The organism is Citrobacter sp. RHB35-C21, assembly GCF_013816515.1.
GTDB classification, from domain to species: Bacteria; Pseudomonadota; Gammaproteobacteria; order Enterobacterales; family Enterobacteriaceae; genus Citrobacter; species Citrobacter braakii.
The window spans coordinates 939,482-955,526 of sequence record NZ_CP057147.1 but is presented as its reverse complement, the minus strand read 5'-3'; the positions used below and the strand labels follow the sequence as shown (position 1 = coordinate 955,526).

The 16,045-nt window shown below is 52.1% G+C and carries 18 protein-coding genes and 2 pseudogenes; 13 read left to right on the top strand and 7 right to left on the bottom strand.

Annotated elements, in window-relative coordinates:
- Nucleotides 1-153: 153 nt before the first annotated feature.
- Nucleotides 154-912, top strand: coding sequence for a M48 family metallopeptidase (locus HVZ39_RS04730; RefSeq protein WP_016154387.1), 759 nt, complete (start codon nucleotides 154-156; stop codon nucleotides 910-912).
- Between the two features lie 111 nt (nucleotides 913-1,023).
- On the opposite strand, the gene speB is transcribed toward HVZ39_RS04730, so the two are convergent.
- The 4 genes from speB to HVZ39_RS26795 form a co-directional block, all read right to left on the bottom strand.
- Entirely contained in the window at nucleotides 1,024-1,944 is a 921-nt protein-coding gene (gene speB / locus HVZ39_RS04725; RefSeq protein WP_016154388.1) for an agmatinase, read from the bottom strand.
- A 142-nt stretch (nucleotides 1,945-2,086) separates the two neighbouring features.
- A complete protein-coding gene (gene speA / locus HVZ39_RS04720) occupies nucleotides 2,087-4,063 on the bottom strand; it encodes a biosynthetic arginine decarboxylase (RefSeq protein ID WP_016154389.1) in 1,977 nt (658 codons plus the stop codon).
- A gap of 8 nt (nucleotides 4,064-4,071) precedes the next feature.
- Nucleotides 4,072-4,203 carry an acid stress response protein YqgB gene (gene yqgB, locus HVZ39_RS04715; protein ID WP_049041971.1) on the bottom strand — a complete coding sequence of 44 codons (132 nt, stop codon included), beginning with the start codon at nucleotides 4,201-4,203 and terminating at the stop codon, nucleotides 4,072-4,074.
- A 91-nt stretch (nucleotides 4,204-4,294) separates the two neighbouring features.
- Nucleotides 4,295-4,432, bottom strand: a complete 138-nt coding sequence (locus HVZ39_RS26795) for a hypothetical protein (protein ID WP_269149342.1) — start codon at nucleotides 4,430-4,432, stop codon at nucleotides 4,295-4,297.
- Between the two features lie 538 nt (nucleotides 4,433-4,970).
- Between HVZ39_RS26795 and metK the strand changes: the two genes are divergently transcribed.
- The 8 genes from metK to ruvX all read left to right on the top strand — a co-directional run bounded on the left by metK (nucleotide 4,971) and on the right by ruvX (nucleotide 12,218).
- Nucleotides 4,971-6,125 (top strand): methionine adenosyltransferase, encoded by a 1,155-nt coding sequence (metK, locus tag HVZ39_RS04705; RefSeq protein WP_003027071.1) that lies wholly within the window; start codon nucleotides 4,971-4,973, stop codon nucleotides 6,123-6,125.
- 398 nt (nucleotides 6,126-6,523) lie between these two features.
- Nucleotides 6,524-7,918: a galactose/proton symporter gene (galP, locus tag HVZ39_RS04700; protein WP_016154390.1), complete on the top strand. Its 1,395-nt coding sequence runs from the start codon at nucleotides 6,524-6,526 to the stop codon at nucleotides 7,916-7,918.
- A 77-nt stretch (nucleotides 7,919-7,995) separates the two neighbouring features.
- Nucleotides 7,996-8,493 carry a SprT family zinc-dependent metalloprotease gene (locus HVZ39_RS04695; RefSeq protein WP_016157438.1) on the top strand — a complete coding sequence of 166 codons (498 nt, stop codon included), beginning with the start codon at nucleotides 7,996-7,998 and terminating at the stop codon, nucleotides 8,491-8,493.
- Between the two features lie 94 nt (nucleotides 8,494-8,587).
- A complete protein-coding gene (gene endA, locus HVZ39_RS04690; protein ID WP_101700211.1) occupies nucleotides 8,588-9,295 on the top strand; it encodes a deoxyribonuclease I in 708 nt (235 codons plus the stop codon).
- Between the two features lie 75 nt (nucleotides 9,296-9,370).
- On the top strand, nucleotides 9,371-10,102 hold the full coding sequence (gene rsmE, locus HVZ39_RS04685) for a 16S rRNA (uracil(1498)-N(3))-methyltransferase (RefSeq protein WP_016154393.1): 732 nt from the start codon (nucleotides 9,371-9,373) through the stop codon (nucleotides 10,100-10,102).
- A 12-nt stretch (nucleotides 10,103-10,114) separates the two neighbouring features.
- Nucleotides 10,115-11,062 (top strand): glutathione synthase, encoded by a 948-nt coding sequence (gshB, locus tag HVZ39_RS04680; RefSeq protein WP_016154394.1) that lies wholly within the window; start codon nucleotides 10,115-10,117, stop codon nucleotides 11,060-11,062.
- Nucleotides 11,063-11,238: 176 nt separating this feature from the next.
- The gene (locus tag HVZ39_RS04675) at nucleotides 11,239-11,802 is read left to right on the top strand and encodes a YqgE/AlgH family protein (protein WP_016154395.1); all 564 of its coding nucleotides are present in this window, start codon (nucleotides 11,239-11,241) and stop codon (nucleotides 11,800-11,802) included.
- Nucleotides 11,802-12,218 (top strand): Holliday junction resolvase RuvX, encoded by a 417-nt coding sequence (gene ruvX, locus HVZ39_RS04670; protein ID WP_003825428.1) that lies wholly within the window; start codon nucleotides 11,802-11,804, stop codon nucleotides 12,216-12,218. Before HVZ39_RS04675 ends, ruvX begins: the two co-directional genes overlap by 1 nt.
- On the opposite strand, the gene HVZ39_RS04665 is transcribed toward ruvX, so the two are convergent.
- A complete protein-coding gene (locus HVZ39_RS04665) occupies nucleotides 12,215-13,195 on the bottom strand; it encodes a type IV pilus twitching motility protein PilT (RefSeq protein ID WP_181633272.1) in 981 nt (326 codons plus the stop codon). The genes ruvX and HVZ39_RS04665 overlap by 4 nt on opposite strands.
- A 17-nt stretch (nucleotides 13,196-13,212) precedes the next feature.
- Here HVZ39_RS04665 and HVZ39_RS04660 point away from each other — a divergent pair.
- Nucleotides 13,213-13,383 (top strand): annotated as a pseudogene (locus HVZ39_RS04660) (YggS family pyridoxal phosphate enzyme); the annotation flags it as partial.
- A gap of 5 nt (nucleotides 13,384-13,388) precedes the next feature.
- Here the strand turns inward: HVZ39_RS04660 and HVZ39_RS04655 are convergent.
- Together HVZ39_RS04655 and HVZ39_RS04650 are read right to left on the bottom strand one after the other, a co-directional pair.
- Nucleotides 13,389-13,808: a DUF3828 domain-containing protein gene (locus HVZ39_RS04655; RefSeq protein WP_181633271.1), complete on the bottom strand. Its 420-nt coding sequence runs from the start codon at nucleotides 13,806-13,808 to the stop codon at nucleotides 13,389-13,391.
- A gap of 522 nt (nucleotides 13,809-14,330) precedes the next feature.
- Nucleotides 14,331-14,495: pseudogene (locus HVZ39_RS04650) on the bottom strand (type IV pili twitching motility protein PilT); the annotation flags it as partial.
- Here HVZ39_RS04650 and HVZ39_RS04645 point away from each other — a divergent pair.
- The 3 genes from HVZ39_RS04645 to yggU are packed head-to-tail and all read left to right on the top strand — an operon-like array spanning nucleotide 14,468 to nucleotide 16,044.
- A complete protein-coding gene (locus HVZ39_RS04645; RefSeq protein ID WP_181633270.1) occupies nucleotides 14,468-15,172 on the top strand; it encodes a YggS family pyridoxal phosphate-dependent enzyme in 705 nt (234 codons plus the stop codon). The pseudogene HVZ39_RS04650 and the gene HVZ39_RS04645 sit on opposite strands and share 28 nt — an antisense overlap.
- An 18-nt stretch (nucleotides 15,173-15,190) precedes the next feature.
- Entirely contained in the window at nucleotides 15,191-15,757 is a 567-nt protein-coding gene (locus HVZ39_RS04640; protein WP_016154401.1) for a YggT family protein, read from the top strand.
- Entirely contained in the window at nucleotides 15,754-16,044 is a 291-nt protein-coding gene (gene yggU / locus HVZ39_RS04635; protein WP_046274950.1) for a DUF167 family protein YggU, read from the top strand. The genes HVZ39_RS04640 and yggU overlap by 4 nt, the downstream gene beginning before the upstream one ends.
- Nucleotide 16,045 lies beyond the last annotated feature (1 nt).

Sequence of the window (16,045 nt, the reverse complement as noted above, 5' to 3'; positions counted from 1 at the left end):
TTTACCGCTTCAGAAATCTCTGGATCATGCGCGCAAGTTGCGCAATCTTCTCGCCCGCTGAATGTTCTTTTCTTTATACTAAGTCCGAGCGTCGGTTTACCTGCAAACGACGCATTTTTTAGAATAATCCTGACTTTGTGCGGAAGAGAAAAAATGAAAATTCGCGCTTTACTGCTTGCTACGAGCATGGCGGCGGCATTGACCGGCTGCCAGAACATGGACTCAAACGGACTACTTTCTTCTGGCGCAGAGGCTTTTCAGGCCTATAGTCTGAGCGATACTCAGGTAAAAGCGCTGAGCGATCAGGCCTGTAAAGATATGGACAGCAAGGCCACTATCGCCCCTGCCAGCAGCGAGTACGCAACGCGTCTTGGCAAAATCGCCGCCGCGCTTGGCGACAACATTAACGGCCAGCCGGTGAACTACAAAGTCTATATGGCGAAAGATGTGAATGCCTTTGCCATGGCGAACGGTTGTATCCGCGTATACAGCGGCCTGATGGATATGATGACCGATAACGAAGTCGAAGCGGTGATCGGCCACGAAATGGGCCACGTCGCGCTGGGTCATGTGAAAAAAGGCATGCAGGTCGCGCTGGGCACTAACGCCGTACGTGCAGCAGCGGCTTCCGCTGGCGGCATTGTCGGCAGCCTGTCGCAGTCGCAATTGGGCGATCTTGGCGAGAAACTGGTGAACTCGCAGTTCTCCCAGCGTCAGGAATCCGAAGCGGATGATTACTCGTATGATTTGTTGCGCAAACGTGGGATCAATCCGGCAGGACTGGCCACCAGCTTTGAGAAACTGGCTAAACTGGAAGCCGGACGCCAAAGCTCAATGTTTGACGATCACCCGGCATCTGCAGAACGTGCGCAACACATTCGCGATCGCATGAGCGCAGACGGGATAAAATAATCCTCGAACAGTGCCGGATGGCGGCGAGAACGCCTTACCCGGCCTACAAATTCAGCAATAATGTAGGCCGGACTAGCGTCAGCGACATCCGGCAAAATAGTCCGAAACCCGTTATTCGCCTTTCTTCGCCGCCTGGATATACAGCATTTCCAGTGCCAGCGTAGCCGCCGCCAGCGCGGTGATCTCTGACTGATCGTAGGCCGGAGCCACTTCCACCACATCCATCCCGACGATATTCAGATCTTTCAGACCACGTACCAGCTTGATCGCGCGATCGGAAGTCAGACCGCCGATCACGGGCGTACCGGTTCCTGGAGCAAACGCCGGATCGAGGCAGTCGATATCAAAGGTCAGATACACCGGCATATCACCAACAATCTGCTTAACCTGGGCGATGATGTCATCTACGCCGCGATCGTTCACCTGGCAAGCATCCAGCACGGTAAAGCCGTTATCTTTGTCGAACTCTGTACGAATACCGATCTGCACAGAGTGATTCGGATCGATCAGACCTTCATTCGGCGCAGTGTAGAACATGGTACCGTGGTCGAATTCACAGCCGTTAGCGTAGGTGTCGGTGTGGGCATCAAAGTGCACCAGCGCCATTTTACCAAAGTGTTTAGCGTGAGCGCGCAGGAGCGGCAGCGTGACGAAGTGGTCACCGCCGAAAGAGAGCATGCGCTTACCGGCAGAAAGCAACTTCTCAGCATGTGCCTGCAGTTTTTCACTCATTTCACGGGCATCACCGAACGCATAAACCAGATCGCCGCAGTCCACCACGTTCAGGCGCTCGCGCATATCGAAGTCCCACGGGAAGCGATTGTGTTCCCACGCCAGGTTAGTGGAAACCTGACGGATCGCAGCCGGACCATGACGACCGCCCGCGCGGCCAGACGTTGCCATATCAAACGGTACGCCGGTGATCACCCAATCGGCGTCGCTGTCGTACGGCATGAAGTTCATCGGCAGACGCAAAAAACCAAAGGCGTTAGAAACCAGGGAGTTGTCGTATTGATGACCTAAGGTGCTCATGTACTGACCTCTTTTAAAATCGGTGAAAAAAAATCCCCTCCGCGTCGTTAAGCCCGACGAGGAAGGGATTGATTTACGTGACTACTTGTATAGGCGAATTATCGCCGTTAATTTGCTCAGGTTCAAGCGAACCCCAACAGCATTACTCGTCTTCGAGATAGGTATATCCGTACAGTCCTGCCTCAAACTCTTCGAGGAACTGCTGCTGCAACTCGGTATCCAGATCGGTGTTTTTCACTTGATCACGGAACTGCGTTAGCAGGGTGTTCGGATCCAACTGCACATACTGCAGCATATCCGCCACGGTATCCCCTTCATCAGACAGCTCAACTTCCACGCTGCCGTCAGGGAAGACGAACACGTCAACCGCTTCGGTATCACCGAACAGGTTGTGCATGTTGCCAAGGATCTCCTGGTACGCACCCACCATAAAGAAGCCCAGCATCGGCGGGTTCTCCGGGTCGTATTCCGGCATCGGCATGGTGGTCGCAATGCCGTCACCATCAACATAGTGGTCGATAGCGCCATCAGAGTCACAGGTGATATCCAGCAGCACCGCACGGCGCTCAGGAGCCTTGTTCAGCCCTTCCAGCGGCATCACCGGGAACAGCTGATCGATCCCCCACGCATCCGGCATCGACTGGAACAGCGAGAAGTTGACGTAAATCTTATCCGCCATACGCTCCTGCAACTCGTCGATAATCGGACGGTGCGCGCGGTTGCTCGGGTCGAGTTGTTTTTGCACATCGTGACACATGTTCAGATAGAGCTGTTCTGCCCACGCGCGTTCCTGCAGGCTAAAGGTGCCTGAAGAGTACCCAACGTGAATATCGTGCAGATCCATCTGGCTGTCGTGCAGCCATTCACGCAGCGAACGACGGGTTCCCGGCTCATGCATCTCTTGCCAGGTTTCCCACATGCTTTGCAGGGCACGCGGCGCATCGTCAGCCGGAGGCGTTGCTTCGGTATGCTCGCTACGCTCAACGCCGATAATGTTAGACACCAGCACGGTATGATGCGCGGTAACAGCGCGACCGGATTCGGTAATTACCGTCGGGTGCGGCAGACCGTGCTCTTCACAGGCGTCGCCAATGGCCCAGATGATGTTGTTCGCGTATTCGTTCAGGCCGTAGTTTACGGAGCAGTCAGACTGCGAACGGGTACCTTCGTAGTCCACGCCCAGGCCACCGCCCACGTCGAAGCACTGGATATTTACACCAAGCTTGTGCAGCTCAACGTAGAAACGCGCCGACTCACGTACGCCGGTGGCAATATCACGAATGTTCGCCATCTGTGAGCCGAGGTGGAAGTGCAGCAACTGAATACTGTCCAGACGACCGCGCTCGCGCAGCATTTCTACCAGTTGCAGCACCTGGTTTGCCGCCAGGCCGAATTTCGATTTCTCTCCGCCGGAGGACTGCCATTTGCCAGAACCCTGCGACGCCAGACGCGCACGCACGCCCAGACGCGGAACAACATTCAGTCGTTCAGCTTCATCCAGCACGATAGCGATTTCAGACATCTTCTCGATGACCAGATAGATCTTATGGCCCATCTTTTCGCCAATTAGCGCCAGGCGGATGTATTCGCGGTCTTTATAGCCGTTACACACGATCACGCTGCGGGTCATTCCGGCATGAGCCAGAACGGCCATCAGTTCAGCTTTAGAACCGGCTTCCAGCCCCAGCGGTTCGCCGGAGTGGATCAGCGATTCAATCACGCGACGGTGCTGGTTAACCTTGATCGGGTAAACGAGGAAATAGTCACCGTTGTAGCCGTAAGACTCACGGGCGCGCTTAAACGCGGCGTTAATCGAACGCAGACGGTGTTGCAGGATCTGCGGGAAGCAGAACAATGCAGGCAAACGCTGGCCCTGCGCTTCACGGGCTTTCACCAACTCAGCAAGGTCAACGCGCGCTTCTGGTACGTCGGGATCCGGGCACACGCTGATGTGGCCCAGTTCATTGACGTCATAGTAGTTATTACCCCACCAGGCAATATTGTAAGTACGCAGCATCTTGCTGGCTTCCTGGGAACTCATTGCAACCTCCTGCATGGAGCGTAGTACACCGTGTTCGCCTGCTGACGAAGGCGAACCCAAAGAAATGTCGTCAGACATAGCGAACCTCAAATTTTATTAACAAGTGTAAAACAGTTGACTACTATCGCAATCCGAAGACGCGATAACAACCCAAATACAGGCAGAATTTCCAGCAGATAGTGCTGACGCTCCGACTGTGCGACCGGTTTCTTTTTCATATCAATGTAAACACGTAACCGAACTTAATGCTGACGGTTCGGCGAAACCACGAGAAAACTCTTGTTTACCAAGAGCGCCCTTGTTCAGTTCTTAGTGACCGTTGCCGGCCCTGGAGTCCTGAGAAGCGCCGAGATGGGTATAACATCGGCAGGTATGCAAGATGCAGATTGCGGGGGACATATGTACACCAGAACGGTGCGACAGATTCAGCAGAATACAACGGTTCATTATCTCGTATCACCTCCACGGTTGCTCCTGACGGAACGAACCCACAAGCCAAAGCTAAAGTTTTAACCCGGCTGGAAGTGGCAACACGATGAAAACGTCGTGTGCTTTTTTGTCTATCCTCAATAAATCGAGTTGCGGGAAGGCGGCAACGCAGTGAATCCCCGGGCGCTTACAGGAGTAAGTGACTGGGCGAGTATTGCCAACGCACATGCAACTTGAAGTATGACGGATATGAGCCGCGCGCCGCGTTTTATACCGACAACAGTACGAAAAAGCAAAAGATAAATACGCGCATTGCCAGCACCGTCAGGAAAAATTTCCAGTTACATTTTCAGTACAATGCGAGCTCAATCAAAAAAAGCTGGAAATCAGGCGCAGAACCGACTTAAAATAGCCGTCCAGATGTTAATCCATCTATACCGATTAACACTCAGACTGCCAGTGTCCGTCATCTGCAGACTCATGGTAGAATCTTCTACACATGGCTATTCCACTCGACAGTTTGAGCTAACTACATTCTCCTTAGGTGAAATTAAATATGGCAAAACACCTTTTTACGTCCGAGTCCGTATCAGAAGGGCATCCTGACAAAATCGCTGACCAAATCTCTGATGCCGTGCTGGATGCAATCCTGGAGCAGGATCCGAAAGCACGCGTTGCCTGCGAAACCTACGTCAAAACCGGCATGGTTTTAGTTGGCGGTGAGATCACCACCAGCGCATGGGTTGATATCGAAGAGATCACCCGTAACACGGTTCGCGAAATTGGCTATGTGCATTCCGACATGGGCTTTGATGCCAACTCTTGTGCGGTACTGAGCGCGATTGGTAAACAGTCTCCGGACATCAACCAGGGTGTTGACCGTGCGGATCCGCTGGAACAGGGCGCAGGCGACCAGGGTCTGATGTTTGGTTATGCAACCAACGAAACCGACGTGCTGATGCCAGCCCCGATTACCTATGCTCACCGTCTGGTGCAGCGTCAGGCTGAAGTGCGTAAAAATGGCACCTTATCCTGGCTGCGCCCGGATGCAAAAAGCCAGGTAACCTTCCAGTATGACGACGGTAAAATCGTCGGTATTGATGCGGTTGTTCTGTCGACTCAGCACTCTGAAGATATCGATCAGAAATCGCTGCAAGAAGCCGTTATGGAAGAGATCATCAAGCCGGTACTGCCGACTGAATGGCTGACAGCTTCAACCAAGTTCTTCATCAACCCAACCGGTCGTTTCGTTATCGGTGGTCCAATGGGTGACTGCGGTCTGACGGGTCGTAAAATCATCGTTGATACCTACGGCGGCATGGCCCGTCACGGCGGCGGCGCATTTTCTGGTAAGGATCCGTCTAAAGTTGACCGTTCCGCAGCTTATGCAGCCCGCTACGTAGCGAAAAACATCGTTGCCGCTGGCCTGGCTGACCGTTGTGAGATTCAGGTTTCCTACGCAATCGGCGTGGCTGAACCGACCTCTATCATGGTGGAAACGTTCGGTACTGAAAAAGTGCCTTCAGAACAGCTGACCCTGCTGGTGCGTGAGTTCTTCGACCTGCGCCCGTATGGCCTGATTCAGATGCTGGATCTGCTGCACCCGATTTACAAAGAAACCGCCGCTTACGGTCACTTTGGTCGCGAACATTTCCCATGGGAAAAAACCGACAAAGCCGCCCTGCTGCGTGAAGCTGCCGGTCTGAAGTAATTCCCCGACGGCTCAATGCTTATGAAGACCAGCCTCGTGCTGGTCTTTTTTTATGTCATTTGCTTTCCCATCCCCCATCGCTATAACCACGCTAATTTCATTTGCTTCAATAACAAATGAAAGCGATTACATAGCACAGTATTTCTATCTACCTTGAATTCACATCTCTTCGTTACCAGCATTGCATCACTGTTACATCATATTTCAGCATTGTCTTAAAATCAGCCAATCAACTTTACTCTATAATAATAAATAATGTTAACTTTCAATTCATTAAGCAATAATCCACATGAATGTTAGTGTAACCGATTACACTAATGTGATGTGATTCGCATTTTTTTACCCCGTACTCACCTACCCTTAACATCAACAAAACTAGCTACCCAACGGAGGGCATCATGCCTGACAATAAAAAAACGGGGCATTCCAACAAAGCCATGACATTTTTTGTCTGCTTCCTGGCAGCCCTGGCTGGATTACTTTTTGGCCTGGATATCGGTGTTATTGCCGGTGCTTTACCATTCATCACCGACGAGTTCCAAATTACCCCACACACTCAAGAATGGGTGGTGAGTTCCATGATGTTTGGTGCGGCAGTGGGCGCCGTCGGCAGCGGTTGGCTCTCCTTCAAGCTGGGGCGTAAAAAAAGCCTGATGATCGGCGCAATCCTGTTTGTTGCCGGTTCGCTGTTCTCCGCCGCAGCGCCAAACGTTGAAGTGCTGCTGGTTTCCCGCGTGCTGCTCGGCCTGGCAGTCGGCGTTGCGTCTTATACCGCACCGTTGTACTTGTCCGAAATCGCCCCGGAAAAAATTCGCGGCAGCATGATTTCTATGTATCAGTTAATGATCACCATCGGTATTTTAGGTGCGTATCTTTCCGATACGGCGTTTAGCTACAGCGGCGCATGGCGCTGGATGCTGGGCGTGATCATCATCCCTGCCCTGTTACTGCTGGTTGGCGTCATCTTCCTGCCGGACAGCCCGCGTTGGTTTGCGGCTAAACGTCGTTTTGTCGATGCCGAACGCGTTCTGTTGCGTCTGCGTGACACCAGCGCTGAAGCCAAACGCGAGCTGGATGAAATTCGTGAAAGCCTGCAAGTGAAGCAGAGCGGCTGGGCGCTGTTTAAAGAAAACAGCAACTTCCGCCGCGCGGTATTCCTTGGCGTTCTGTTACAGGTGATGCAGCAGTTCACCGGGATGAACGTCATTATGTATTACGCGCCAAAAATCTTTGAGCTGGCGGGTTACACCAACACCACCGAACAGATGTGGGGGACCGTTATTGTCGGTCTGACCAACGTGCTGGCAACCTTTATCGCCATTGGCCTGGTTGACCGCTGGGGCCGTAAACCTACGCTGATCCTCGGCTTTATCGTCATGGCCGTCGGTATGGGCGTGCTGGGTACAATGATGCACGTGGGTATTCACTCGCCAGCCGCACAATACTTCGCAGTGCTGATGCTGCTAATGTTTATCGTTGGCTTTGCGATGAGCGCCGGTCCGCTGATTTGGGTACTGTGCTCTGAAATCCAGCCGCTGAAAGGTCGCGATTTCGGCATCACCTGCTCTACCGCAACTAACTGGATTGCCAACATGATTGTCGGCGCAACCTTCCTGACGATGCTGAACTCGCTGGGCAGCGCCAACACCTTCTGGGTCTACGGTGGCCTGAACGTACTGTTCATCTTCCTGACCCTGTGGCTGATCCCTGAAACTAAAAACGTCTCTCTGGAACACATTGAACGTAACCTGATGAAAGGTCGTAAACTGCGCGAAATTGGCGCACACGACTAATCTCGTTAGGCTTCCTCCCCCGTGGGAGGGAGCCTTCCTCTTGCAGTCCCTTCCCTGTCGCACTATCCTCTGGCGTTATGAAAACCTCCCGTCTCCCGATCGCCATCCAGCAAGCCGTTATGCGCAGCCTGCGGGAAAAACTCGCTCAGGCCAATCTCAAGCTCGAACGCCAATACCCGGAACCAAAGCTGGTTTACCAACAGCGCGGAACCGCCGCGGGTACCGCGTGGCTACAAACCTACGAAATTCGTCTTAATCCAGTTTTGCTGATGGAGAATGTTGACGCGTTCGTTAACGAAGTGGTGCCCCATGAACTGGCGCATCTACTGGTGTGGAAACACTTTGGCCGCGTACCGCCGCACGGGAAAGAGTGGAAATGGATGATGGAGAGCGTGCTGGGCGTACCGGCCCGGCGCACGCATCAGTTTGAGCTGCAATCCGTGCAGCGTAAGACCTTTACATACCGCTGTAAGTGTCAGGAGCACCAACTGACCGTCCGCCGCCATAACCGCGTTGTACGCGGCGAAGCCACCTACCGCTGCGTTCACTGCGGTGAACCGCTGGTTGCAGAATAATCTTCAGAATTATCAGGAACTTTTCTGATCTAACTGATTGCATACAGGAATGACTTTCGCTACGTTGCGGGCTCGTTTTGACACGGAGTTCGTGATGTACCGTAATCTTTCTTTTGCTGCGGCCCTGTTAGCCGCTGCGTTTTCAGGCTCGGTTTTAGCCGAAGGCATCAACAGTTTTTCTCAGGCAAAAGCAGCAGGCGTTAAAGTTAACGCCGATGCGCCAGGCGATTTCTATTGCGGATGTAAAATTAACTGGCAAGGAAAAAAAGGGGTCGTTGACCTCGAATCCTGCGGCTATAAAGTGCGAAAAAATGAAAACCGCGCCAGTCGAATTGAATGGGAACACGTTGTCCCCGCCTGGCAATTTGGTCATCAGCGCCAGTGCTGGCAGGACGGAGGGCGTAAAAACTGCGCTAAAGATCCGGTCTATCGCAAAATGGAAAGCGATATGCATAACCTGCAGCCCGCGGTGGGTGAGGTCAATGGCGATCGCGCAAACTTTATGTACAGCCAGTGGAACGGTGGTGAAGGCCAATATGGACAATGCTCCATGAAGGTTGACTTCAAAGAGAAAGTTGCCGAGCCGCCAGCCCGCGCCCGTGGCGCCATCGCGCGTACCTATTTTTACATGCGCGACCAATACAACCTGACGCTCTCCCGCCAGCAAACTCAGCTTTTTAATGCGTGGAATAAGCAGTATCCGGTCACCGATTGGGAGTGTGAGCGCGACGAACGCATTGCGAAGGTACAGGGGAACCATAACCCCTATGTGCAACGCGCTTGCCAGGCGCAAAAGAGCTAACCTACACTAGCAGCAATATTTTTTAACCATGCCCTGGCCTTTTGCAGCCCAGGGCCATGACGCGGATGTTTAACTATGCGCATTCCTCGCATTTATCACCCTGAGCCACTCACTTCCGGCAGCCAAATTTCACTGTGTGAAGATGCAGCCAACCATATCGGCCGCGTACTGCGTATGGGGCCTGGCCAGGCGCTACAGCTGTTTGATGGCAGCAATCAGGTATTCGACGCCGAAATCACCCACGCCAGTAAGAAAAGCGTGGACGTGAAGGTGCTTAACGCTGAACTCGACGATCGAGAATCGCCGCTACACATCCACCTGGGCCAGGTGATGTCGCGGGGTGAAAAAATGGAATTTACTATCCAAAAATCGATTGAACTGGGTGTAAGCCTCATTACGCCACTTTTTTCTGAGCGCTGCGGCGTTAAACTGGACAGCGAACGCCTGAACAAGAAGCTCCAGCAGTGGCAGAAGATCGCCATTGCCGCCTGCGAACAGTGCGGTCGTAATCGGGTGCCTGAAATTCGCCCGGCGATGGATCTGGAAGCGTGGTGCGCCGAACAGGATGAAGGTCTGAAACTGAACCTGCATCCCCGCGCCAGCGCCAGCATCAATACGCTGCCGCTCCCGGTGGAACGCATCCGCTTGCTGATTGGCCCCGAAGGTGGGCTGTCGGCAGATGAAATTGCCATGACCGCACGGTATCAGTTTACTGATATTCTGTTAGGACCTCGCGTTCTGCGTACTGAGACAACTGCGCTCACCGCCATCACCGCGCTACAGGTGCGTTTTGGCGATCTGGGCTAACGGAGAAGAACAATGATCAAGCTCGGCATCGTGATGGATCCCATCGCAAGCATCAACATCAAGAAAGATTCCAGCTTCGCTATGCTGCTGGAAGCGCAACGTCGCGGTTACGAAATTCATTATATGGAAATGGCCGATCTCTATCTGATCAACGGTGAAGCCCGCGCCCGTACGCGTACCCTGAGCGTAGAGCAGAACTACGACAAATGGTATGAGTTCAATAGCGAGCAGGATCTCCCGCTGGCAGATCTGGACGTCATTCTGATGCGTAAGGATCCGCCGTTTGATACCGAGTTCATCTACGCAACCTATATTCTGGAACGTGCAGAGGAGAAAGGGACGCTAATCGTTAACAAACCGCAGAGCCTGCGCGATTGTAACGAGAAGCTATTCACCGCATGGTTTGCCGACCTGACGCCGGAAACGCTGGTCACGCGTAACAAAGCGCAGCTGAAAGCCTTCTGGCAAAAACACAGCGACATCATTCTCAAACCGCTGGACGGCATGGGCGGCGCATCTATTTTCCGCGTCAAGGAAGGCGATCCGAACCTTGGCGTTATTGCCGAAACACTGACCGAGCACGGTACCCGTTATTGCATGGCGCAGAACTATCTGCCGGCAATTAAAGACGGCGATAAACGCGTGCTGGTGGTCGATGGCGAACCCGTTCCGTACTGCCTGGCGCGTATTCCACAAGGCGGCGAAACCCGTGGCAACCTGGCAGCAGGCGGTCGTGGCGAGCCGCGTCCATTAACCGACAGCGACTGGGAAATTGCACGTCGCATTGGGCCAACGCTGAAAGCAAAAGGCTTGATTTTTGTCGGTCTGGATATCATTGGCGACCGTCTGACGGAAATTAACGTCACCAGCCCAACCTGTATTCGTGAAATTGAAGCAGAGTTCCCGGTTTCGATTACCGGTATGCTGATGGACGCCATCGAGGCACGTTTGCAGAAATAAATAAGTTGCCGGATGGCGATGCCTTCGCGTCTTATCCGGCCTACATTCGCACCCCGTAGGCCGGATAAGGCAAAGCCGCCATCCGGCAAAGCTATCTTCAGAGGGTGACATCTTCGCGCTTTGCCCACATACTGGGCTCTGTTGCTTTTTTGAACCAGGAAACAGAACCTCTGACAATGAATTTACAGCATCACTTTCTAATTGCCATGCCTGCTCTCCAGGATCCGATTTTCCGCCGTTCCGTGGTGTATATCTGTGAACACAATGAGAACGGAGCAATGGGGATTATCGTCAATAAGCCTCTGGAAAACTTACAAATTGAAGGGATTCTGGAAAAGCTGAAGATTACTCCAGAAGCACGCGATCCTGCCATTCGTCTGGACAAACCGGTGATGCTCGGCGGCCCGCTGGCGGAAGACCGTGGATTTATTCTACACACCCCGCCGTCACGCTTTGCCTCCAGTATTCGCATTTCAGATAACACTATCATCACCACCTCCCGCGATGTACTTGAAACCCTGGGTACACAGGAGCAACCATCTGAAGTGCTGGTTGCGCTGGGCTATTCATCATGGGAAAAAGGTCAACTGGAACAAGAGCTATTGGATAACGCCTGGCTCACTGCTCCCGCAGACCTCAACATCTTATTTAAAACGCCGATTGCCGACCGCTGGCGCGATGCGGCGAAGCTTATCGGGATTGATATTCAGACCATGCCTGGCGTGGCGGGACACGCCTGATGAGCGGAACATTACTCTCTTTTGATTTTGGTACGAAAAGTATCGGCGTCGCGGTTGGTCAACGCATTACCGGTACAGCGAGACCCTTGCCCGCCATCAAAGCACAGGACGGTACGCCAGACTGGAGTTTGATTGAACGCCTGCTAAAAGAGTGGCAGCCGGACGAAATCATTGTCGGCCTGCCACTCAACATGGATGGCACTGAACAACCCCTTACTGCGCGCGCACGCAAATTCGCTAACCGCATTCACGGTCGCTTTGGCGTAACCGTAACGCTGCACGATGAACGTTTGAGCACCGTCGAAGCCCGCTCAGGCCTGTTTGAGCAAGGCGGATACCGGGCGTTGAATAAAGGCAAAGTAGATTCCGCTTCTGCCGTTATTATCCTTGAAAGCTATTTCGAGCAGGGCTACTAAAGTCGCCCCTGCGCCTGGCGCTGCTGCTGACTTTGTGCAAACGTCTGCATACCTGTCTGCTGCCCGGTTTGAATCACACCGGGTAGCTGATGCGTTTTCCCTTCGCGGATCAAATTGCCCACGGCGGGCGTGTTGACGAGCAGCTCGAATAGCGCCACGCGTCCTCCCTGCTTATCTTCCTCCAACTTTTGCGAAAGTACCGCCCGCAGGCTGTCTGCCAGCTGGTTACGCACCGGATCTTTCTCCTGTGCGGGAAAGGTGTCCACCAGCCGCGCGATGGCCTGCGCCGCCCCTCGCGTATGTAAGGTTGCCAACACCAGATGCCCGGTCTCCGCTGCCGTTAAGGCCAAACGAATAGTTTCCACGTCGCGCAGCTCGCCCAGCAAAATGACGTCGGGATCTTCGCGTAACGCGCCGCGCAAACCGGCAGCAAAAGAAGCGCAGTGTACGCCCACCTCCCGCTGTTGAATAAGACAACGCTGGCTGGTGTAGCGATATTCAATCGGATCTTCCAGCGTCAGAATATGCCCCGCAATATGTTGATTAAGGTACTCCACCATCGCCGCCAGGGTGGTTGATTTACCGCTGCCGGTGGCTCCAGTGACCAGAACTAATCCATTTTCACCGTGCAGCAGTTCAGGTATGGCCTCCGGGGTCTGGAGCTCGTCTAAACGAGGACATTCAAGCGGTAGCAATCTTAGCGCCAGCGAGGTTCCCTGCTGATGAGCAAATGCGCTGGCGCGTAGACGCCGGGAGTCCGCCAGCGTAAGGGCAAAATCAATCTGCCCCTGTTCCCGCCACTGTACCTGTTGTTGCTCACTGAGCCAGCACATCAGCAGATTCTCCACGTCAGGCGTAGTAAATGGTGCGGTTTCGACTTTTCCACGTATGCGCCAGCGCGCAGGCCATGCATTGCACAGGTGTAGATCCGACACGTTATGCTTTACACTAAGGGCCACTATTTCTTCCATATTCATATGAACATCCTCGGAAAATGAACGATATCGCGCATAACCTGGCACATGTCCGGGACAAAATCTCAGCCGCCGCGACGCGTTGCGGGCGGTCTTCAGAAGAAGTTATGTTGCTTGCAGTTAGCAAAACCAAACCTGCGAGCGCCATCGAAGAAGCCATCGTCGCTGGATTATTTTCAATTGGTGAAAACAACGACTAATAGCGAGTAGTCACGCTCTTGATTTTCCATACACCTTTTTCTTCTACCATGCAGTCAATAACTTTTTGAGATGACTCACCTGTTCCAAATGTCAAATAGACATTGGTACAAATAGGATCAGCTATAATTAGATCAATACTAATATGCTTACTCCAGTCTTCATCTGCAAAATCCTGAACTTTTAGAAAATAATCCTCTTCAAGCTCATTGCTTCTATAAGCTTGCTTTAATTTATTCAATGTATCAATAATAACATAAGGCTCTAATGCCGTCGGATCATCTGCAACTGGGATGATATTATGAGCAATCTGCTTGATATACCAGGCATTGAATTTTAATGCCTGAGTATCAGCAGGTATTATTCCTGCCATAGCAAACGATGAGAATAGAAAAGCAAATAATATCAATCGTTTCATCAGTTATGCCTATAGAGTTTATACGAGGGCTGATTTTTACGATAACCAGGTCCGGGATACACGCCATGTTCGATTGCTGCTGTTACTGCCCTGGCACAATAACCTGCAGCGTGCGCATGAGCATTATTCTTAACAAAATTTATAGCGGCTTCTTTATTCCACATTTGCAAAATCTCATTTATAAACGAAGAGTATGAAATATCACAAAGCGAACCCTCACCTTGAACATTAAATGCTTCCAACTCTATTTATTGAAATCACAAATACGCCCGTAAAATTTATTTCAGATGTGTATCACTGCTTAATAATAAATGAAGTTATAATATTTACCTTACCAATTATCTAATGTTTTTGCTTTATTAAAAATAAATATCATCCCAGATTTTATAACTTTAGAATATTTACACTGGCGCAAACTGGAGCTGAATAAAACGAATTGAAAATTCTGTCAGTTAAATCTGTTTACGTCCTCCTACAGACTCACATTTTTATACTCAGCCTATCTGCAGCCTTACCATGCGTAGTAAATGGTGCTATTTCGACTTTTCCACCTATGCGCCAGCGCGCAGGCCATGCATTGCACAGGTGTAGATCCGACACGTTATGCTTTACACTAAGGGCCACTATTTCTTCCATATTCATATGAACATCCTCGGAAAATGAACGATATCGCGCATAACCTGGCACATGTCCGGGACAAAATCTCAGCCGCCGCGACGCGTTGCGGGCGGTCTTCAGAAGAAGTTATGTTGCTTGCAGTTAGCAAAACCAAACCTGCGAGCGCCATCGAAGAAGCCATGACCGCAGGGCAGCGTGCCTTCGGTGAAAACTATGTCCAGGAAGGGGTGGATAAGATCCGCTACTTTCAGGAAAAAGGCGTTAACGATCTGCAGTGGCACTTTATCGGTCCGCTGCAGTCGAACAAAAGTCGTCTGGTCGCTGAACATTTTGACTGGTGCCATACGATTGATCGTCTGCGTATCGCTACCCGCCTGAGCGAACAGCGCCCGGCGGAACTGCCGCCGCTCAATGTGTTGATTCAGATTAATATCAGCGATGAGAACAGTAAGTCAGGTATTCCGCTTGCAGAGCTTGATGCACTGGCCGCTGAAGTCGCCGCGTTGCCACGGATTACCCTGCGTGGTTTGATGGCGATTCCGGCGCCAGAGTCAGATTATGTAAGGCAGTTTGAAGTTGCACAGCAAATGGCGGTAGCATTTGCCGGGTTGAAAACACGTTACCCAAGTATCGACACGCTCTCACTGGGGATGTCTGATGATATGGATGCCGCCATTGCGGCGGGTAGCACGATGGTGCGCATCGGCACTGCCATTTTTGGTGCTCGTGATTACACTAAAAAATAAGGAAAACTAAGGAACACCATGAATACGTTGACCTTCCTGCTCTCAACGGTAATTGAGCTGTATACCATGGCGCTGCTGCTGCGCGTGTGGATGCAATGGTCTCGCTGCGATTTCTACAACCCGTTCTCGCAGTTTATTGTGAAAATCACTCAGCCCATTATTGGGCCGTTACGCCGTATCATTCCGCCGATGGGGCCAATTGACAGCGCATCGGCATTAGTTGCGCTCGTTCTGAGCTTTATCAAGGCCATCGTGCTGTTTAAGGTGGTTACGTTCCAGCCGATCATCTGGATCGCCGCCGTGCTGATTGTCCTGAAGACTATCGGACTGCTGATTTTCTGGGTTCTGCTGGTGATGGCGATTATGAGCTGGGTCAGCCAGGGCCGCAGCCCTGTGGAGTACGTGCTGATTCAACTGGCGGATCCGCTGCTGCGTCCTATTCGTCGCTTACTTCCAGGCATGGGCGGGATCGATTTCTCGCCAATGATCCTGGTTCTGCTGCTGTATGTCATTAACATGGGCATCGCAGAAGTGTTACAGGCGACAGGTAACATGCTGCTGCCGGGGCTGTGGATGGCGCTATGAGTGCCGTTACCCCCTGCGATGAAGGTCTGGTTTTACGGCTCTACATTCAGCCTAAAGCCAGCCGTGACAGTATTGTAGGTTTACATGGCGACGAATTAAAAGTCGCCATTACCGCCCCACCGGTTGATGGGCAAGCCAATAGCCATCTGGTGAAGTTTCTCGGCAAACAGTTCCGCGTGGCAAAAAGCCAGGTCGTCATTGAGAAGGGCGAGCTTGGTCGTCACAAACAGGTTAAAATCATTCATCCGCAACAGATCCCGCCCGAAATTGCGGCGCTAACTGATTAGG